At 72.4% G+C, this 18327-nt stretch carries 18 protein-coding genes; 9 read left to right on the forward strand and 9 right to left on the reverse strand.

Features of this window, described 5'->3' with window-relative positions; all coding sequences use genetic code 11:
- Positions 1–56: 56 nt before the first annotated feature.
- The 7 genes from FB470_RS12110 to purD form a co-directional block, all read right to left on the reverse strand.
- Complete coding sequence (locus FB470_RS12110) at positions 57–1244, reverse strand: aminotransferase class I/II-fold pyridoxal phosphate-dependent enzyme (protein WP_306991139.1); 1188 nt, start codon at positions 1242–1244, stop codon at positions 57–59.
- Between the two features lie 59 nt (positions 1245–1303).
- Positions 1304–2413 (reverse strand): transglycosylase SLT domain-containing protein, encoded by a 1110-nt coding sequence (locus FB470_RS12115; protein ID WP_306991141.1) that lies wholly within the window; start codon positions 2411–2413, stop codon positions 1304–1306.
- Positions 2413–2757: a hypothetical protein gene (locus FB470_RS12120; protein WP_306991143.1), complete on the reverse strand. Its 345-nt coding sequence runs from the start codon at positions 2755–2757 to the stop codon at positions 2413–2415. Before FB470_RS12120 ends, FB470_RS12115 begins: the two co-directional genes overlap by 1 nt.
- A gap of 67 nt (positions 2758–2824) precedes the next feature.
- Complete coding sequence (locus FB470_RS12125) at positions 2825–3556, reverse strand: ESX secretion-associated protein EspG (RefSeq protein ID WP_306991146.1); 732 nt, start codon at positions 3554–3556, stop codon at positions 2825–2827.
- Positions 3553–5238 carry a PPE domain-containing protein gene (locus FB470_RS12130; RefSeq protein ID WP_306991148.1) on the reverse strand — a complete coding sequence of 562 codons (1686 nt, stop codon included), beginning with the start codon at positions 5236–5238 and terminating at the stop codon, positions 3553–3555. The genes FB470_RS12125 and FB470_RS12130 overlap by 4 nt, the downstream gene beginning before the upstream one ends.
- A gap of 23 nt (positions 5239–5261) precedes the next feature.
- Complete coding sequence (locus FB470_RS12135) at positions 5262–5693, reverse strand: hypothetical protein (protein WP_306991151.1); 432 nt, start codon at positions 5691–5693, stop codon at positions 5262–5264.
- A 66-nt stretch (positions 5694–5759) separates the two neighbouring features.
- Positions 5760–7043, reverse strand: a complete 1284-nt coding sequence (purD, locus tag FB470_RS12140) for a phosphoribosylamine--glycine ligase (protein ID WP_306991153.1) — start codon at positions 7041–7043, stop codon at positions 5760–5762.
- A gap of 139 nt (positions 7044–7182) precedes the next feature.
- On the opposite strand from purD, the gene FB470_RS12145 reads away from it, so the two are divergent.
- The 6 genes from FB470_RS12145 to FB470_RS12170 all read left to right on the forward strand — a co-directional run bounded on the left by FB470_RS12145 (position 7183) and on the right by FB470_RS12170 (position 14081).
- The gene (locus FB470_RS12145) at positions 7183–8277 is read left to right on the forward strand and encodes a glycerophosphodiester phosphodiesterase (RefSeq protein ID WP_306991154.1); all 1095 of its coding nucleotides are present in this window, start codon (positions 7183–7185) and stop codon (positions 8275–8277) included.
- A gap of 206 nt (positions 8278–8483) precedes the next feature.
- Positions 8484–10019: a DHA2 family efflux MFS transporter permease subunit gene (locus tag FB470_RS12150; RefSeq protein WP_306991155.1), complete on the forward strand. Its 1536-nt coding sequence runs from the start codon at positions 8484–8486 to the stop codon at positions 10017–10019.
- A 98-nt stretch (positions 10020–10117) separates the two neighbouring features.
- The gene (locus tag FB470_RS12155) at positions 10118–10537 is read left to right on the forward strand and encodes a YciI family protein (protein WP_306991156.1); all 420 of its coding nucleotides are present in this window, start codon (positions 10118–10120) and stop codon (positions 10535–10537) included.
- 1 nt (position 10538) lies between these two features.
- Complete coding sequence (locus tag FB470_RS12160; protein ID WP_306991157.1) at positions 10539–11774, forward strand: RNA polymerase sigma factor; 1236 nt, start codon at positions 10539–10541, stop codon at positions 11772–11774.
- Positions 11775–11808: 34 nt separating this feature from the next.
- Positions 11809–12447 (forward strand): hypothetical protein, encoded by a 639-nt coding sequence (locus FB470_RS12165; RefSeq protein WP_306991159.1) that lies wholly within the window; start codon positions 11809–11811, stop codon positions 12445–12447.
- Complete coding sequence (locus FB470_RS12170; RefSeq protein ID WP_306991161.1) at positions 12429–14081, forward strand: Na+/H+ antiporter; 1653 nt, start codon at positions 12429–12431, stop codon at positions 14079–14081. Before FB470_RS12165 ends, FB470_RS12170 begins: the two co-directional genes overlap by 19 nt.
- Before the next feature lie 31 nt (positions 14082–14112).
- Here the strand turns inward: FB470_RS12170 and FB470_RS12175 are convergent, their stop codons facing one another.
- Positions 14113–15042 carry a TIGR03564 family F420-dependent LLM class oxidoreductase gene (locus FB470_RS12175; protein WP_306991163.1) on the reverse strand — a complete coding sequence of 310 codons (930 nt, stop codon included), beginning with the start codon at positions 15040–15042 and terminating at the stop codon, positions 14113–14115.
- Between FB470_RS12175 and FB470_RS12180 the strand changes: the two genes are divergently transcribed.
- Positions 15041–15676: a transposase gene (locus FB470_RS12180; protein ID WP_306991165.1), complete on the forward strand. Its 636-nt coding sequence runs from the start codon at positions 15041–15043 to the stop codon at positions 15674–15676. The genes FB470_RS12175 and FB470_RS12180 overlap by 2 nt on opposite strands.
- Here FB470_RS12180 and FB470_RS12185 read toward each other — a convergent pair.
- Positions 15577–16863, reverse strand: a complete 1287-nt coding sequence (locus tag FB470_RS12185) for an adenylosuccinate synthase (RefSeq protein WP_306991167.1) — start codon at positions 16861–16863, stop codon at positions 15577–15579. The two genes, FB470_RS12180 and FB470_RS12185, sit on opposite strands and share 100 nt — an antisense overlap.
- A 138-nt stretch (positions 16864–17001) precedes the next feature.
- On the opposite strand from FB470_RS12185, the gene FB470_RS12190 reads away from it, so the two are divergent.
- Both FB470_RS12190 and FB470_RS12195 read left to right on the forward strand, forming a co-directional pair.
- Positions 17002–17586, forward strand: coding sequence for a hypothetical protein (locus tag FB470_RS12190; protein WP_306991169.1), 585 nt, complete (start codon positions 17002–17004; stop codon positions 17584–17586).
- Positions 17587–17681: 95 nt separating this feature from the next.
- Complete coding sequence (locus FB470_RS12195) at positions 17682–18314, forward strand: HNH endonuclease family protein (RefSeq protein WP_306991171.1); 633 nt, start codon at positions 17682–17684, stop codon at positions 18312–18314.
- Positions 18315–18327 lie beyond the last annotated feature (13 nt).

The raw sequence follows: 18327 nt of genomic DNA on the forward strand, positions 1-18327 counted from the left end.
CGCTACGAGCAGCCTCGCACGGCTGGCGGCGGGGACGCCCGTGTTCTGGTCAACGTTCAGGGAAAACTGGGGGTTCCCCCGGAGAGCCAGCTCCCGAGCCGCCGGACGCCCTCGGTGACGTCGGCCTCCGAGCCGGCGAAGGAGAACCGGACGAACTTCCCACCGTCGACCGGGTCGAAGTCGATCCCCGGCGTGATCGCCACACCCGTGTCGGCCAGCAGCCGCTGGCACCAGCTCAGGCTGTCGCTCGTGTGCGCGGAGACGTCGACGTAGGCGTAGAACGCGCCGTCGACCGGCGCGATCCGGTCCAGCCCGATGCCCGCGAGCCCGTCGAGCAGCAGGTCCCGGTTGCGGCGGTAGTGCTCGACGTGCCCGTCCAGCTCGGCGTAGGACTCCGGCTCGAACGCCGCGACGGCCGCGTGCTGGGCCAGCGCGGGCGCGCAGATGTTGAGGTTGCCGGTCAGCACGTCGACCGCGCGGTGCAGGCGCTTCGGGGCGAGCATCCAGCCCAGCCGCCAGCCGGTCATCGCGAAGTACTTGCTGAACGAGCCGAGCACGATCGACTCGGTCGTCGACTGCCACGCGCAGCCGAGCTGCGTGCCGTAGGAGATGCCGTGGTAGATCTCGTCGCTGATCAGCTGCACCCCGCGGGCCGAGCACCAGCCGGCGATGGCGGCCAGCTCGCCCGGCGGCAGCGCCGTGCCCGCCGGGTTCGTCGGGCTCGCCACGATCAGGCCGTCGATCGGGCCCAGCTCGTCGAGCAGGTCGACGGTCGGCTGGAACCGGGTGCGCTCGCCGGTGGCGAACTCCACGACCTCGCAGCCCAGGGCGGACAACAGGTTGCGGTAGGCCGGGTAACCGGGCCGCGCCATCGCGACGCGGGCGCCGGCGTCGAACGCGGACAGGAACGACAGCATGAACCCGCCGGAGGAGCCGGTGGTGACGATGACGTCCTCCGGGCTGACCGTCATGCCGTAGCGGCGGTCGTAGTGCCCGGCGATCGCCTCGCGCAGCTCGGGGATGCCGAGCTGGACGGTGTAGCCGAGGTTCTGTTCGGTGAGCGCCCGCGCGGCCGCCTCCAGGACCGGTTTCGGCGCGCCCGCGCTCGGCTGCCCGGCGGCGAGCGACACGACGTCACCGTGCGTCCGCTGCCGCGCGGCGGCGGCCGAGAGCACCTCCATCACGTGGAAGGGCGCGACGTCGGCGCGCGCGGCCGGACCGGGGAAAGCTGCTGAGGCGACCATGGCCCCCAGGGTAAGTGGGCTCAGCCGGCCGGCAGCCGGAGGTGCACGACCGGCCCGCGTCAGTAGCCCTGGTAGGCGCCACCGTGGGCCATGGACTTCAGGCCGGGGTGGCCCTCGAACCCGCCGTACCTGCTGAACGTGTACCGCACCCCGGCGATGATGTTGTCCACCGGGTTGTAGATGTCATCGTGTCCGGGCAGTTTGTACGCGTTGAACGTCGAATCGATGCACTGCATCAACCCCTTCGACGGGTGCCCCGCCTTCGCGTTCGAATCCCACAGGTTGATCGCGTTCGGATCGCCGCCCGACTCCTTCTCGACGATCGTCCAGATCTTGTCGATGTCGGCTTCCGTGACCGGGACTCCCTGCGCCTGCAGGATGCGGATCGCCTCTTCGATCCACTGCCGCACGTTGCCCGGTGGCGGCGTGCTCGGCGGGCCGCCGCTCGGGCCCATTCCCCCGCCGCCACCACCGCCGCCGCCACTGCCACCACCGCCGCCGCGGAGTCCGCCCGTGCTCTGCATCGCCTTCGGTGTGCGGTTCAGCGGAGGCACGGACGCGTAGCCGCCCTGGACGTCCTTCTTCACCAGGTCCATGACCCGGCTGATCTGGTCGTTCGCGCCGTTGAGCAGTCCTTGGATCTGGTCGCGCGCGCCGGTCGCGATGCCGCTCGTCTTCTGCGCGTTGGCGGCCATGATCTCGGCGGATGTCGGGGAGGGCATGGTCGCGCCCTCCTTGCCCTCGGCGACCTCGCGTTCCTTCGCCTCGGCGGCGTTCGCCCTGGTCACGGCGTCGCGGTTGGCGGCCTCGATGTCCGTCCGCGCCTGCTGCTCGATCCCGTCGATCCGGCCCTTCACGTCGGCCAGCGACGTCTGCAGGTTCGACATCTCTCGCGCGACCTCGTCGAGGTGGTCGTTGACCCTCCGGCCCGCGTCGCCGATCTGCTTGACGTAGGCGAAGAACGCGTCGGCCGCGGGCCCGCTCCACGTGCCGCCGCCGAGGGCCGCGGTCGCGTTGCGCAGCGCCGTCGAGTGGTCCGCCGAGTCCTTCGACGCCTGCGTGAACTGGTCCACGACGGCCTGGATCCCGGCCGGGTTCAGCTTTTCGACCTGCTGCGCGCGGGTCTGCACGTCGTTCCATTCGGGCGGCATGCCGGGTGCGGCGACCATCAGACCTGCAGGCTTCCGTCCTTGACGGTGACGCTGTCCCGCGCCGCGTCGTCGGTTTCGCGCAGGGCCCGCGCCGCGTCGCGCAGGGCGCTGCCGGTCGACGTCATCAGCTCGGCGGCCGCGTCGAACTCCTTGTGCACGCCGTCGCGGAGCGTGCCCAGCGCGTGCACCATCCCGTCCGACGGGTGCTCGCGCGGGTCGAGTTCGTCCGGGTGCTTGATCGCACCGAACGGGTTCTCCCCGGTCACGCCGGTCACCTTGTCCTTGGCTCGCTTGAAGTGCTCGTGGATGGCCTCGACCTGACCGGCCACGTACTCCAACGAGTCGGGATCGCTTTCAGGCACGTCGCTCACTGTAGGACGCTCGTCGCGTCGCGTACGCGGTTTCCGGCAAGTTCCACCATCAGGTGACTCACACCTCGTCGAGCAGCTCCGCGACCCGGCTGACCAGCAGCTGGTTGTCCGCCGGCGCGACGGTCGCCCAGTCGTGCCCGCCGACCTGCAGCAGGTACCGGCCCGCATCGGTGTCGTAGAACGCGACGACCCGGCCCGCCCGGCGGCCGTTCCGCTCGGTGCCGAACTGCCCGCGCGTGGTCATCCCGACGAGCATCCCGGCCAGTTCCTGCGCCTCCCACAGCTCGACGCCGCGATCCTCCAACGCCGTGACCAGCGACTTCGGGTCGCCCTTGGCGTCCGCGTCGGCGGCGCGGAGGGTGCTGTGCGGCAGGCTCACCGAGTGCCCGACCCCGGCGGCCAGCTCACCGGCCACGGACACCGCCGACTCCGCCAGCGCCTGGGGGCGTGCCGGGATCAGCCACACCTCACCCGAGTCCACCACCGCAAGCAGCGCCTGGCTCCCGTTGCTCGCGGCGAGCCCGCGGATCTCCCGGTCCGTCCACACCCACACGTCGACCGAGGCCTGCGGATTCGCCAGCAGTGTCACCATGTCGACGATCTCGCCCACGGCCCGCCGCCCGCGTGCGAGCCCGCGGTCGGCGAGCATCTCCCAGGCGCGGTCGACCAGGTGCCGGCGTTCGGTGTGCGTCCGGCCGGCGCTGGGCACGCGCAGCGCGGGATGGGCGCTGGGCAGCCGGAGGCTGTGCCACAGGACGTCGAACTCCAGTGTGGTGAGGACGGTGCTCATCGATCGCCGATGGTGTCCGGGGAGACGTCCCGCCGGTCGGCGAACAGGTCGTTGTCGTCGACGCCGAAGCGGCGGACGGAGTCCTCCTCGCCGTCCCGCGGGGCGGCGGGTTCGAGGATGGCGCGGGTGGTGGCCGAGTCCGGGGTGTGCCCGCCGCGGCGGGTCAGGCGGGCTTCCTCCTCCTCGGGCAGGTCGCCCAGGGGGATCTGGTGGATGCGGTTGCCGGCGTTGTTCCGGCCGATGCGGCTGTGCCGTTCGTCCTCACCGGCGAGCGCACCACCGGCACCGGCGGCCCCGAGCGCGGGCGCGGCCTCGGCGAGACCGTTGAGCCCCGAGGCGCCCCGCACGGCCGCGAAGCCCGGCCCGACCGCGGTGGGCGTGGTGGTCGCCGGTGGCCCGGAGCCGGCGGAGCGCCCCTTGCCCAGGGCCTCCTCCGCGCCGGTGGGCACTCCACGGGGTGCGCCCTCCGCGCTCGCGCCGCCTGCTGCCGGGCGGCCGGGGCCACCGCCGGGGGAGCCGGGCGCAGCGCCGCCTGCCGGGCCGCTGCCGGGAGCACCGGCCGCGCCGCCGGGGGCGACTGCCGGGAAGCGGCTTGCCCCGGCCGGTCCGGCACCGCCCAGGGCCGCGTCACCGGCGAGTGCGGGCGAGCCGGGCCCGCCGCCCCGCACGCCCCAGCCCGGCCGGCTGCCCGCCCGGGCACGGTCCGCCCCGCCGCTGCCGCCCGGCGCGGAGCCGCCCGGCCCCGAACGGCCTGCCCCAGCCGGGCCACCGCCACCCGACTCGACCGCGCCGCCCCAGCCGGCCGCGGAACCGGGGCCGCCGGAACCACCCGCGCCGGCGGCACCGCCCGAACCGGTCGTGCCGCCCGGTGCCCACCCGGCCGCACCGCCGGGGGCGGCCGCCGCGGCCGCGCCGGTCACCCCGGCACCACCCGTCGTCCCCGCGGGGGTGCCCAGCGGTGGCGTGACCGGGCCGGCCGGCGCCACGGCGGGCCGCACGTCCTTCGTCCCCTGGGCCACCGTCGTCGGGGTGTCCGGGACCGACGGGACCGGCCCGACGGCGGGCACCACCCCGCTTCCGGGCGCCGACAACACCTCCACCCGCTCCGGAGTCTCCAATGTGGACGCCGAGCCGAGGTAGCTGCCGCTGTCGTGGGCGTAGGCGTTGAGCGCGTCCACCGCCTGTGCCCTGGCCTCCTCGGCGGTCCGCACGTCGGCCGCGTGGTCGGTCTCGAACCCGAACAGGCTGAACGCCGTGTCAGCGAAGCTGTAGCCGCCCGCCTTGCGCAGGTCCTCCGGCGCGGGCAGCTTGTTCCGGGTCCGGGTGAACGCCTCGGCCTGCTGGAACATCATCTGCGCGGCCTGCTCGACCTTCGACGTGGCCGCACCGGAGTACCCGGCCTGCTGCGCCACGACGGACGAAGCCTGCCCGGCCGCGCGGCTCTGCCACTCCACGCCGAGCGCCTTGAGCTGGGTGCGCAGCGCCTCCTCCGTGTCGGCGAGCGCACCGGAGATCGACTTCAGCGCCTCGACCGCCCCGGTGATGCCGTCCGGGCCCGCGCCGTCGCGGAACTTCTCCACGACCTGCGCCAGCTGCTCGGGCTGGTAGCCGTCGAACCGCTGGTCCCGCAGCTTCGCGACGAGCGTCGGGATGTCGTACTTGCTGCTGTCGAAAGTGGCCACGCCACACCTCACTTCAGCGTTTCCTAGGCGGGCCCGGCACCGCGGTTCCCCGGCCCGCGGTTCCCCAGTGCCGCGACCTTCTCCTCCTCGCCGGTCTGGTAGGCCCCCGCGGCCTGCCGGAGCTGCGCGGCGAGGTCCCGGAGGTTGCGGATGTACTCCTGCACCCGCGTCGCGTACGACGCGTCGCCGCGGGCCACCAGGCGGTTCCACGCGTCGACCGCGGTGGTGCTGATGACGTCCTGCGCGGGCGCGCTGATGTCGAGGCCGGTCAGCTGCTCGCGGACCCGGTCGTCGAGCGCGTCCGCCTGCTCGTTGACGACCCGGGCGACCAGCAGGAGCTTGTCCGGGTCCACCCGGAGGTCCTGCGCGCCGGGCACCGCCGGAACGGTCGCGCCGAGCGCGCCGAGGGTGGCCTCGACGCCCTGGCCGGGGCCCCGCAGGTCGTCCTCTGCCATCTTGCGCACCCCCGGTTCACGGACGGTAGCCGACCAGTTCCGGGGAGAAGGCTACCAACCCCGGTGTCAGCTCGGGTTGTGATCGACGGAAGCGCCCGGCACGGTGATCTCGCCCCGCGCGGCCTTGAGCGCGATGTCGGTGCGGTGGTGCGAACCGGACAGGTGGACCTTCCCGACCCGCTCGTAGGCCTGCGCGCGCGCCGCGTCGAGGTCCTCGCCCACACCGACCACCGCGAGCACCCGGCCACCGTGGGAGACCACGGCCCCGTCGTCGCGGCGGCGGGTTCCGGCGTGCAGCACGCCCTCGGCCTCGGCGCCGGTGATGACGTCCCCGGCGCGCGGCACGCCCGGGTAGCCGTCGGCGGCGATCACGACGGTGACCGCGGAACCGGGGTGCCACTCCAGCGGCGGCTGCTCGGCGAGGGTGCCGGTGGCGGTCGCGTGCAGCAGCCGGACCAGCGGGGTCGCCAGCAGCGCGAGCACGGCCTGCGTCTCCGGGTCGCCGAAGCGGCAGTTGAACTCGATGACCTGCGGCCCGTCGGAGGTGATCGCGAGACCCGCGTAGAGCAGGCCGGAGAACTCGGCGTCGCGCGCGGCGAGCTCGTCGACGACCGGCTGGACGACGTCGCGCACGATGTCGTCGACCAGGCCCTCCGGCGCCCACGGCAGCGGGGTGTAGGCGCCCATGCCGCCGGTGTTCGGGCCGGTGTCGCCGTCACCGACGCGCTTGAAGTCCTGCGCGGGCAGAAGCGGCACCACGGTGCGGCCGTCGACCAGGCAGAACAGCGACACCTCGGGTCCGTCGAGGAACGACTCGAGCAGCACCGGGTGGCCGCCGTCGAGCAGCTTCATGGCGTGCGCGCGGGCCGTGTCGAAGTCGCGCGTGACGACCACGCCCTTGCCCGCGGCCAGCCCGTCGTCCTTGACCACCCAGGTCGGGCCGAAGCGGCCCAGCGCCTCGTCGAGCTTGGCCGGGTTGTCCACGATCTCGCTGCGCGCCGTCGGTACCTTCGCGGCCGACATGACGTCCTTGGCGAACGCCTTCGAGCCCTCGATGCGCGCCGCCGCGGCGGACGGGCCGAAGCAGGCGATGCCGGCCTTGCGGACCGCGTCGGCGGCACCGGCGACCAGCGGCACCTCGGGGCCGATCACCACGAGGTCGGCCCGCCAGCTCCGGGCCAGCTCGGCGACCGCCGCCGGGTCCGCCACGTCGACGCCGAGCTGCTCGGCCAGGGCCGCCGTGCCGGCGTTGCCGGGCGCGCACGCGAGCGCGGTGACGGCCGGGTCGTGCGACGCGGCGAGGAGCAGGGCATGTTCGCGGGCGCCAGACCCGATCACAAGGACACGCACAGGTCCTCAGAGTAGACCGCGGCGCACGGCACGCCCCGTTCACCCGCCCGCCAGCCCCCGGACCACCCCCGGTCCGGTTGCCGTAGTGCTCGCCGGTGAGAGTGGCCGGGAGATCCCTTTCGTCCCCCAGGAGGTCGATGTGCGGAGAAGACTCGCCGCCGTGGCGCTGTCCGGCCTGTTCCTGGTCGGCACCGCCGGTGTCACCAGCGCGAGCCAAGCCGCCCCGCGTGAACAGGAGCGTGCCGGAGCAGTGGTCGTCGGACACCGGGGCGCGCCGGGCTACCGGCCGGAGCACACGCTGTCCTCCTACGAGCTGGCCTACCGCCAGGGCGCCGACTGGGTCGACGTCGACCTCGTGCCCACCAAGGACGGGCAGCTGGTGGCGCGGCACGAGAACGAGATCGGTGGCACGACCGACGTCGCGGCGCACCCGGAGTTCGCGAACCGCCGGACCACCAAGGTGATCGACGGGGTCACCCTCACCGGCTGGTTCACCGAGGACTTCACGCTCGCCGAGCTGAAGACCCTGCGGGCGACCGAGCGCATCCCGGACATCCGCCCGCACAACACGATCTACAACGGCCGCTGGCAGATCGCGACCTACCAGGAGGTGCTGGACCTGACCCGGCGCCTCGGCCGCGAGCTGCACCGCACGCTGGGCACCTACCCGGAGGTCAAGCACTCCACCTACTTCGCCTCGATCGGCAACCCGACGGAGCCGAAGCTGGTCGACCTCCTCAACCGCAACGGGCTGAACAAGCGCGACGCGCCGGTGGTGATCCAGTCGTTCGAGGTGTCCAACCTCAAGGCGCTGAGCAAGCGGGTCAAGGTGCCGCTGGTGCAGCTGACCTCGGCGAGCGGCGCGCCCGCGGACTTCGTGGCCGTCGGCGACAAGCGCACCTACGCCGACCTGGTCACGCCCGCCGGGCTGAAGGAGATCTCCACCTACGCGGACTACCTGAGCCCGGAGAAGAACCAGATCATCCCCCGCACCGCGACGGGAGCGCTGGGCACGCCGACGTCCCTGGTCGAGGACGCCCACGACGCCGGCCTGAAGGTCGTGCCGTACACGTTCCGCAACGAGAACAGCTTCCTGCCGGCGAACCTGCGGTCCTCGAGCGACCCCACGGCGTGGGGCGACATCTTCGCCGAGCTGGACGCGTTCCTCGCCACCGGGATCGACGGCCTGTTCGCCGACCAGCCGGACACCGCGCTGGTGGCGGTCACGTCCTAACCGGACGGTGACGGACACGGCTCGTGCGGCCACGGGCCGTGTCCGCGTTCATGCGCTGTGCGCGAACGCGCCCAAAAGACTTGGCGTCATGGGTGATCGCCCGGCTAGTCTCGATGTGGACTGAGGGGGATTTGCGGCTTTCGTTCGGGGTTTTCCTCCTGCGGTCAATCCATGCGACTTTCCGACCTGGGACGGACAACCACCTCATGACCACCACTTCGGAGCCAAGACCGGCGGACAACGACAAGCTCGACGGTGCCGTGTTGCGGGTCGCCGCCGTCGTCGTGCTCGGCGCCGTGATGGCCATCCTCGACACCACCGTCGTCAACGTCGCGCTGCAGGCGCTGACGCTGGAGTTCCAGACCTCGTTCGACACCATCCAGTGGACCGCCACCGGCTACATGCTGGCGCTGGCCACGGTCATCCCGGTCACCGGCTGGGCGTGCGACCGCTTCGGCACCAAGCGGCTCTACATGCTGGCGATCGCGTTCTTCCTCGTCGGCTCGGCGCTGGCCGGCGCGGCGTGGAACATCGAGTCGCTGATCGTGTTCCGGGTCGTTCAGGGCCTGGGCGGCGGCATGCTGATGCCGGCCGGCATGACGATCCTGACCAAGACCGCGGGCCCGCACCGCGTCGGCCGCGTGATGGCGGTGCTCGGCGTGCCGATGCTGCTCGGCCCGATCGGCGGCCCGATCCTGGGCGGCTGGCTGGTCGATTCGGTGAGCTGGCGCTGGATCTTCTACATCAACGTGCCCATCGGCGTGCTCGCGATCCTGCTGGCGTGGCGGCTGCTGCCGAAGGACCAGCCGCGCCCGGCGGAGAAGTTCGACTTCCCCGGCATGCTGTTGCTCTCGCCCGGCCTGGCCGCGCTGATCTACGGCGTCGCGAACATCCCGCACCACGGCGGTGTCGGCGCGACCAGCGTGTGGCTGCCGGGGCTCGCCGGCATCGCCGGCATCGCCGCGTTCATCGTGCGCTCCCTCAAGATCGACAACGCGCTGATCGACCTGTCGTTGTTCCGCAACCGCACGTTCAGCATCGCCATGGGCACGATCACCCTGTTCATGATCGCCTTCATGGGTTCGATGCTGATCCTGCCGACGTACTTCGTGCTGGTGCGCGGCGAGAGCGCGCTGCAGGCCGGCCTGCTGCTCGCGCCGCAGGGCTTCGGCGCGATGCTCACCATGCCGCTCGCGGGCAAGCTCGTCGACCGGATCGGCGCGGGCAAGGTCGTGCTGCCCGGGCTGGCGCTGATCATCCCGAGCGTCGCGGTGTTCACCCAGGTCGGCGCCGACACGTCGTACCCGCTGCTGCTGGCCGCCCTGTTCGTGATGGGGCTGGGCATGGGCATGACGATGATGCCGATCAGCACGGCGGCCCTGCAGACGCTGACGCAGCGCAAGGTCGCCCGGGCGTCGTCGGCGATGAACATCGTGCAGCAGACCGCGGGCGCCATCGGTGCGGCGCTCGTGTCGATCATCCTGGCCGGCCTGCTCGCCGGAAAGTTCGGCGTGCCGACCAGCCAGGGCCAGCTCGCCGCGACGGCCGCGGTGCTGAACCCGGCCACGCACGACGCGGCGGCGGTGTCGGCGGGCGACGCCTTCGCCTCGACGTTCACCTGGACGCTGATCCTGGTGGCGGTGTGCCTGGTCCCGGCCCTGTTCCTGCCGAAGAAGCCGGTCCTGCCGGCGACGGAGGACGACGAGGGCGACACCGTGCCGCCCGCCGTGATGGTGCACTGAGAAATTCCTCCGGGGATCTGTCGATCCGCCGTCCGTCCCGTTCGACCCAGGGGTGAGAGGGTCCGGACGGGACCCGCACGAGCCAGGGAGACACGACCATGAAGTACATGCTGATCATGCGCGCGACCGACGAGGCCTACGCGAACATGCAGAACGCCGACTTCACCGAGATGCTGGAGACCATCGGCAGGTTCAACGACGAGCTGATCCGGGCCGGCGTCCTGCTCGCCGCGGAGGGGCTCGCCGACGCCGAGGAGGGCGTGGTCGTCGACTACTCGTCGGAGACCCCGGTGGTCACCGACGGCCCCTACGGCGAGACGAAGGAACTGTTCGGCGGGTTCTACATCCTCAACGTCGCCTCGAAGGAGGAGGCGATCGAGTGGGCCAAGCGGTTGCCCGCGGCCGGGCCGGGGTTCAAGACCGAGATCCGCCGGGTGACCACGATCGACGAGTTCCCGCAGGACAACGAGTGGATCCAGAAGGAGCGGGCCTGGCGCGAGGCGAACGGTCAGCTCTGAGATGGGTGAACCGGCCGGCCGGGAGGCGGTCGCCGCCGTGTGGCGGATCGAGTCGGCGCGGATCGTCGGTGCGCTCGCGCGCTACACCGGCGATTTCGCGCTGGCCGAGGACCTGGCGCAGGAGGCGCTGGCCGAAGCGCTGGTGACGTGGCCGCGTGACGGCGTGCCCCGCAACCCGGCCGGCTGGCTGCTCACCGTCGGCCGGCGGCGGGCGATCGACGCGTTCCGCCGCCGGTCGGTGCAGGACGAGAAGTACGCCGTCGTCGCCACCGGCGACACGGTGGTCGAGGAGTGGGACCCGGACCAGATCGACGACGACGTGCTGGCGTTGATGTTCATCTCGTGCCACCCGGTGCTGTCGCGGGAGGCGCGGGTGGCGCTGACGTTGCGCGTGGTCGGCGGCCTGACCAGCGACGAGATCGCAAAGGCCTTCCTGGTGCCCACGGCCACCGTGCAGGCGCGGATCACCCGGGCGAAGAAGGCGCTCGCCGCGGCGCGGGTGCCGTTCGAGGTCCCGCCACCCGAGGAGCGGCCCGCGCGCCTGGGGTCGGTGCTGAACGTGATCTACCTGATCTTCACCGAGGGGTCCACGGCCAGCTCGGGCGCGGACCTGATCCGGTTCGACGTGGCCGGCGAGGCGCAGCGCCTGGCGCGGGTGCTGGCCCGGTTGATGCCGGACGAGCCCGAGGTGCACGGCCTGCTGGCGCTGCTGGAGCTGACCGCCGCGCGGTTCCCGGCGCGGACCGGTCCCGACGGCGAGCCGGTGTTGCTGGAGCACCAGGACCGCCGCCGCTGGGACCGGGCCGCGATCCGGCGCGGCCGGGCGGCGTTGGCGCGCGCCGCGCGGGCCGGCCGCGGCCTCGGTGCCTACGGCCTGCAGGCGGCGATCGCGGAATGCCACGCCATCGCCGGTTCCGTGGACGACACGAACTGGCCCCGGATCGTGCTGATCTACGAGGCCCTCGGCCGGCTCGCGCCGTCGCCGGTGGTGGAGCTCAACCGCGCGGTGGCGGTGTCGATGGCCGAAGGCCCGGCGGCCGCGTTGCCGCTGGTGGACGAACTGGTGGCCGCCGGGGCGTTGTCGACGTCGCACCTGCTGCCCAGCGTCCGCGGCGAGCTGCTGGCCCGGCTCGGCCGCGACGGGGAGGCCCGCGCCGAGTGGGTGCGCGCGATGGAGCTGTGCGGGAACGAGCGGGAGCGCGCGCTGCTGGCCCGCAAGGTGGCCGGCCTGCGCTGAGTTCCGCCCGCTCGCCCCTGCCGAGCGTGCGCCCGTGTTCCGCCTGGTCTGCCCGGTCGCCGGTGGCGGGCGTGTGCGCGTGTTCCGCCTGGTCTGCTCGCTCGCCGGTGTCGAGCGTGTGCCCGTGTTCCGCCTGGTCTGCTCGCTTGCCGGTGTCGAGCGTGCGCGCGTGTTCCGCCTGGTCTGCTCGCTTGCCGGTGTCGAGCGTGAGCCTGTGTTCCGCCTGGTCTGCTCGCTCGCGGGTGCCGGGCGTGAGCCTGTGTTCCGCCTGGTCTGCCCGGTCGCGGGTGCCGGGCGTGAGCCTGTGTTCCGCCTGGTCTGCCCGGTCGCGGGTGCCGGGCGTGAGCCTGTGTTCCGCCTGGTCTGCCCGGTCGCGGGTGCCGGGCGTGAGCCTGTGTTCCGCCTGGTCTGCCCGGTCGCGGGTGCCGGGCGTGAGCCTGTGTTCCGCCTGGTCTGCCCGGTCGCGGGTGCCGGGCGTGAGCCTGTGTTCCGCCTGGTCTGCCCGGTCGCCGGTGTCGAGCGTGAGCCCGTGTTCCGCCTGGTCGCCGGTGTCGAGCGTGCGCCCGTGTTCCGCCCGGGCTGCTCGCTCGCCGCTGCCGACCGTGAGCCCGCGCTCACCGGGTGGGGAGTGCGGCGCTGGGTAAGGATTCAGGCATGGAGCTCCTGTCCCTGATGGGCGTGCTCGCGGGCGCGCTCGGTCTCACCGCGGTCGCGCGGCGGTTCAACCTGTCGGCGCCCCTGCTGGTCGTCGTGGCGGCGCTGGCCGTCTCGTTCATCCCGGGGGTGCCCAGACTGCAGCTGGAGCCGGAACTCGTCCTGACCCTGGTCCTGCCGCCGCTGCTCTACTCGACGGCGCGGGAGAGCTCGTTCGCGCAGTTCAAGGCCGCCGCCCGGCCGATCATCGGGCTCGGCGTCGTGCTCGTCGTCGTCACCGCGCTCGTCGTCGGGTTCGTGGTGCACCTCCTGCTGCCCGACCTGCCGCTCGCATCGGCGTTCGTGCTCGGTGCCGTCGTCTCGCCGCCGGACGCGGTCACCGCGGCCGCGATCGGCCGGCGGCAACGGTTGCCGCGCCGCCTGATGACCGTCCTCACCGGAGAGAGCCTCGTCAACGACGCCGCCGCGCTGACCCTGTACAAGATCGGTCTCGCCGCGGTCCTCGGCGCGACCGGGTCGCTCGGCCACGGCTTCCTCGTGTTCGTCGTCGCCGCGGTGCTCGGGATCGGGGTCGGCCTCGCCGCCGGCATGCTCGTCGCGTTCATCCGGCGCCGGCTCGACGACCCGCTGATGGAGTCGGTGTTCGGCATCATCGTGCCGTTCGCGGTCTACGTGACTGCGGAGCACCTGCACCCGTTCTCGCACGACTTCAGCGGTTCCGGCGTTCTCGCGGTCGTCGCGGCCGGCCTGTACCTCGGCGACCGCTCCCTCTACGCCGGCCCGGCCACCCGCGTGCAGGACTCGTCGATCTGGGCGTCCTTCGACGTGCTGCTCGAAGCGCTCGTCTTCGCGCTCATGGGGTTGCAGCTGCCGTTCGTCCTGGAAAGCGCGAACGCCAACGCGCGCGGCAACGGGGAGCTGTTCTTCGGCGCGATGGTCGTGCTCGTGGTGGCCATCGCGGTCCGGATCCCGTACGTGTTCCTCAACGCCTACCTGCCGCAGGCTCTCCGGATGTTCGGCCGCGAACGGGACCGGCCGCCGGCGCGGAACCTGCTCGTGCTGTCGTGGGCCGGGATGCGCGGGGTGGTGACGCTCGCCGCCGCCGCCGGTGTGCCCCTGGTGACCAACACGGGCCAGCCGTTCCCCGGACGCGACGAGATCCAGCTGTTCGCGTTCGTCGTCGCCATCGGCACCGTGCTGGTCCAAGGGCTCACCCTGCCCGTGCTGATCCGCAAACTCGGCGTGCACGACAAGGACGACGCCGAACGGGACGCCGAGGAGGAGATGGCCGCCCGCGAGACCGCGATGCACGCCGCGCTGGAACGCCTCGACGAGCTGACCCCCGAGCTGATCGAGAAGCTCGGCATCCCGCGCGAGAGGGCCGAGCGCCTCGGCAACCGGTTGCGGGCACTGGTCGAGACCCGCTACCGCGGCGCCGTCGCGGCGATCTCGCTCAGCGCGGAGGAACGCGAGTCCAGCCCGCACGCCGCGTTCGTCCAGGCCCGCCGCGAACTCCTGCTCGTGCAGCGCGAAACGATGCTGGCGCAACGCGCCGAGGGCAAACTCGACGACGAGGTGCTGCGCAAGGTCCTGCGGGAGCTGGACCTGGAGGAACTGGCCCTGTCCGACACCCTCACCGCACGCCTGTCCTGACCGGCGCCGGCCGGCTGCACCGACGGCCTGGTCACCGCCCGGCGTGCGCTCCCGAGCTGAGCTCGCCCAGCAGCTTCCAGGTGCGGCGCTGGTCGTCGGCGCTGCCCAGGTCGGTCTGGGTGAACACCACCTCGGTGGCCCCGGCGTCGAAGTAGCGGCGCACGGCGGCCGCCACGGTCTCCTCGTCGCCGATCACCGCCAGCTCTCCGGCCCGCGACGCGCCCTCCAGTCCGATGACGCGCTGGTAGGAGGGGATGCGCTCGTAGAACGCCAGCTGCTCGACGGCGTTCGCGCGCACCCGCTCGACGTCGGACGTGACCACGCCGGCGACGAACGCGATCACCCGCGGTGGGGCGTCCGCGGCCGCGGTGATGGCCGGGACGATCTCGGTGTCGAGCACCTTCGGCCCGGCCAGGAACGGCAACGTCCCGTCGGCCAGTTCGCCGGTGGCCCGCAGCGCCTGCGGGCCCATCGCGGCGACGAGCAGCGGGACCGGCGGCTGCGCGCCCGCCACGGTGGTCGGCCGGGGTGGTGCGGCGGTGAGGACCTCGCCGTGGAAGTCGGCGGTGCCGGTGGAGAACAGCTCCCGCAGCACGGTCAGGAACTCGCGCAGCCGGGCGATCGGCCGCTCGTAGGTCAGGCCGAAGCTGCCTTCGAGCAGGTCCTTCGCGCCGAGCGCGAGGCCGAGCTGGAACCGGCCGTGCGTGGCGGCCTGCGCGGTCTGCGCCTGGCTGGAGATCAGCAGCGGGTGCCGTCCGAAGATCGGGATCGCCGACGTGCCGACCGTCAGGTCGGGCACCTCACGGCCGACCACCGTGGCCAGCGCCGCCGCGTCGTAGTCGAACCGCTGCCCGAACCACACCGACCGCACCCCGTCGGCCGCCACCTGTTTCGCCTCGGCGACGATCGCGTCGACGTAGTTGGTCTCGTCCGCCGTGGCCAGCGCCACTCCGATGCTCATGATCACCGGCAACGGCGGCCGGAGCGGGCGGATTCCCCGTCCCACGTCGTGGGAACCGCCCGGGCCGTCCGGCACGCCGACCGAGCCGCCTGACCATGCGATCGGTCGCTCCCGCGGCGGCTGGGCACCGAAGTGCACCACCTTGTCGACGGAAGCGGCCGGCCGCTGGTGGATCTGGTCGGTCCCGGGCAGGCCGGCGACGCGCCGATGTTCCCGCACCCGGCCCGACCGCGTCCGTGGCGATGAGGCCTACTACTCGAGGGCGATCCGCAGGCATTGCGCGCGTCGCATCACCGCGGTGATCGCTGAACCTGCCGGCCAGATCGGGCACCGCAAGCGCCGCGGCTCCCGCGGCGGCGGGCCACCGGCATTCGGCTCGGCGGACCACCGCGGCCGCAACGTCGTCGAACGCCGCTTCAACCTGCTCGAACACTGGCGCGGCCTGGCCACTCGCTACGACCAACTCGCCATCGTCCACCATTCCGCGGTCGTCCACGCCGTGGCCACCTGGACCAAGGCGTTGTCAGACGCGCCCTACAGGAACTCGTGCCGCACGATGGTCTGCTCGCGGCCCGGGCCGACGCCGATCGCGGAGATCCGGGCCTGCGACAGCTCCTCGAGCCGCTCCACGTAGGCCCGGGCGTTCGCCGGCAGCTCCTCGAACGTGCGGCAGTGCGAGATGTCCTCCCACCAGCCGGGCATCTCCTCGTAGATCGGCACGGCGTGGTGCACGTCGGTCTGCGTCATCGGCATGTCCTCGGTGCGGAAGCCGTCCACCTCGTACCCGACGCAGATCGGCACGCGCTCCAGCCCGGACAGCACGTCCAGCTTCGTGAGGAAGTAGTCGGTGATCCCGTTGACCCGCGCCGCGTACCGGGCGATCACCGCGTCGAACCAGCCGGTGCGCCGGGAGCGGCCGGTGGTGACGCCGAACTCGCCGCCGGCCTTGCGCAGGTGCTCGCCCATCGCGTCGTTCAGCTCGGTCGGGAACGGCCCCGACCCGACGCGCGTGGTGTAGGCCTTGAGGATGCCCAGCACCGTGGTGATGCGGCCCGGCCCGATGCCGGACCCGGCGCTCGCGCCGCCCGCGGTCGGGTTCGACGACGTCACGAACGGGTAGGTGCCGTGGTCGACGTCGAGCAGCGTGCCCTGCGAGCCCTCGAGCAGGACCGTCTCGCCCTTCTCCAGGGCCTTGTTCAGCTGCAGGCGGGTGTCGGCGATGCGGTGCGCGAACTTCTCGCCCGCGGCCAGCACCTCGTCGGCCACCTGGTCGGCGTCCAGCGCCTTGCGGTTGTAGACCTTGACCAGCACCTGGTTCTTGAACTCCAGGGCCGCCTCGACCTTCTGCCGGAAGATCTTCTCGTCGAGCAGGTCCTGCACGCGCACGCCGACGCGGGCGATCTTGTCCTGGTAGCACGGGCCGATGCCGCGGCCGGTGGTGCCGATCTTGCGGCTGCCGAGGTAACGCTCGGTGACCTTATCGATCGCCACGTGGTAGGGCATGATCAGGTGCGCGTCGGCGGAGAGCAGCAGGCGGCCGGTGTCGACGCCGCGCTTCTCCAGACCGTCCAGCTCGTCGAGCAGCACGCCGGGGTCGACGACCACGCCGTTGCCGATCACGTTGGTCACGCCCGGCGTGAGGATCCCGGACGGGATGAGGTGCAGGGCGAAGTTCTCGCCGTTCGGCAGCACGACCGTGTGACCGGCGTTGTTTCCGCCCTGGTAGCGGACGACCCACTGGACACGGTCGCCGAGCAGGTCGGTGGCCTTGCCCTTGCCTTCGTCGCCCCACTGGGCACCGATGAGCACGATGGCCGGCATGTGACACTCCAGGTATTCGGCAACAGGAAATTCAGCGCAGGCAAATGCCGGTGCATGAGCGTAACGGAGGACCCGGTGGCGCGGGGAACGGTGCTGGCTTGCGGGTCTGGTTCGTCACTTGTTCGCAACGAGCCGGAGGTGCGGGAAGTGCCCGCCCGGCCCGGCCGGAACGACGTGGATCCCCTGCTCGAGGGCCCTTCCGGGGAGCCGTTGATCGTTGTCGGCACGGACGCGGACCTGGCCGCGGTCGTGGTGCGGATCATGCGGAAGAACCGGTTGGGGGACATCCCGGTCGGTTACGTGCCGGCCGACCCGGCCTCGCCGGCGGCGCGGCTGTGGGGCCTGCCCGCGGACCCGGGGGAGGCGCTGGCGCTCGCCCGCGACGGCGAGCCGCGGCCACGGACGCTGGTGCGCGACGACAGCGGTGGGGTCCTGATCGGGGAAGCGGCACTCGGTCCGGTGACGGGCGAGGCCTACTGTGACGACACGGTCGCGTTGCGTGGCTCGGCACGCTCGTTCGTGGTCCGGCCCGCCGCCGAAGGGGTGGCGGTGCGAGTGGTCCGCGGGCTGTTCCGGCGGGCCGTGGAGGTGTCCGGCCGGGCCTGCCAGCTCGGGTGTCACCCGGTGGATGTCGTGCAGAACGGCGTGCCCCACCCGCGGCCCGTGACGCGCTGGACCTGGTACCGGCACACGGAGGACCTGCTCGCGATCACGAACGGTTAACCTACCGTCGTCGGTAAATCACCCACAGGTGTTGCTTTGGCCATCTTCATGGCCGACCTTCGGAGGGTCCTCACCGATCACCCGGAGGCGGCCCCATGCGCATCGCCCGAAACCCGCTGATCGTCGTCGGCCTGTCCGCCCTGCTCACCACCGGCATCGCGGCCGGCACCGCGGCCGCCGAACCGCCGAACATCCCGTCCGAGTCCACCGCCCGCACCGAGCTGGCGGCGCTGACCGTCAAGGCCGACGGCAGCTCCACCGGCTACTCGCGCGACAAGTTCCCCCACTGGGACGACCAGGGCGGCAGCTGCAACACCCGCGAGGTCGTGCTCAAGCGCGACGGCACGAACGTCGTCACCGACTCCAGCTGCGCGGCGACCTCCGGCACCTGGACGAGCCCCTACGACGGCGCCACCTGGACCGCCGCTTCCGACCTCGACATCGACCACGTCGTCCCGCTCGCCGCGGCGTGGCGGACCGGCGCGTCGGCCTGGACCACCGCCAAGCGCGAGGCGTTCGCCAACGACCTGACCGACCCGCAGTTGATCGCCGTCACCGACAACGTCAACCAGGCCAAGGGCGACAAGGCGCCGGACGAGTGGAAGCCGCCGCTGCAGAGCTACTGGTGCACCTACGCGAAGATGTGGATCGACGTGAAGTACGAGTGGCAGCTCTCCATCGACAGCGCGGAGAAGGCGGCGCTGACCGAGATGCTGGATCGCTGCTGAGTCAAGGGTTTCG

Origin of the sequence: Amycolatopsis thermophila (assembly GCF_030814215.1) — a bacterium.
GTDB classification, from domain to species: Bacteria; Actinomycetota; Actinomycetes; order Mycobacteriales; family Pseudonocardiaceae; genus Amycolatopsis_E; species Amycolatopsis_E thermophila.

Bases quoted from the DNA above. Each gene is read 5' to 3' on its own strand.
- FB470_RS12110 (WP_306991139.1), bottom strand. From the start codon at position 1,244: ATGGTCGCCTCAGCAGCTTTCCCCGGTCCGGCCGCGCGCGCCGACGTC.
- FB470_RS12195 (WP_306991171.1), top strand. From the start codon at position 17,682: ATGCGCATCGCCCGAAACCCGCTGATCGTCGTCGGCCTGTCCGCCCTG.
- FB470_RS12150 (WP_306991155.1), top strand. From the start codon at position 8,484: ATGACCACCACTTCGGAGCCAAGACCGGCGGACAACGACAAGCTCGAC.
- FB470_RS12170 (WP_306991161.1), top strand. From the start codon at position 12,429: ATGGAGCTCCTGTCCCTGATGGGCGTGCTCGCGGGCGCGCTCGGTCTC.
- FB470_RS12175 (WP_306991163.1), bottom strand. From the start codon at position 15,042: ATGAGCATCGGAGTGGCGCTGGCCACGGCGGACGAGACCAACTACGTC.
- FB470_RS12135 (WP_306991151.1), bottom strand. From the start codon at position 5,693: ATGGCAGAGGACGACCTGCGGGGCCCCGGCCAGGGCGTCGAGGCCACC.
- FB470_RS12125 (WP_306991146.1), bottom strand. From the start codon at position 3,556: ATGAGCACCGTCCTCACCACACTGGAGTTCGACGTCCTGTGGCACAGC.
- FB470_RS12180 (WP_306991165.1), top strand. From the start codon at position 15,041: ATGATCACCGGCAACGGCGGCCGGAGCGGGCGGATTCCCCGTCCCACG.
- FB470_RS12160 (WP_306991157.1), top strand. From the start codon at position 10,539: ATGGGTGAACCGGCCGGCCGGGAGGCGGTCGCCGCCGTGTGGCGGATC.
- FB470_RS12155 (WP_306991156.1), top strand. From the start codon at position 10,118: ATGAAGTACATGCTGATCATGCGCGCGACCGACGAGGCCTACGCGAAC.
- FB470_RS12185 (WP_306991167.1), bottom strand. From the start codon at position 16,863: ATGCCGGCCATCGTGCTCATCGGTGCCCAGTGGGGCGACGAAGGCAAG.
- FB470_RS12115 (WP_306991141.1), bottom strand. From the start codon at position 2,413: ATGGTCGCCGCACCCGGCATGCCGCCCGAATGGAACGACGTGCAGACC.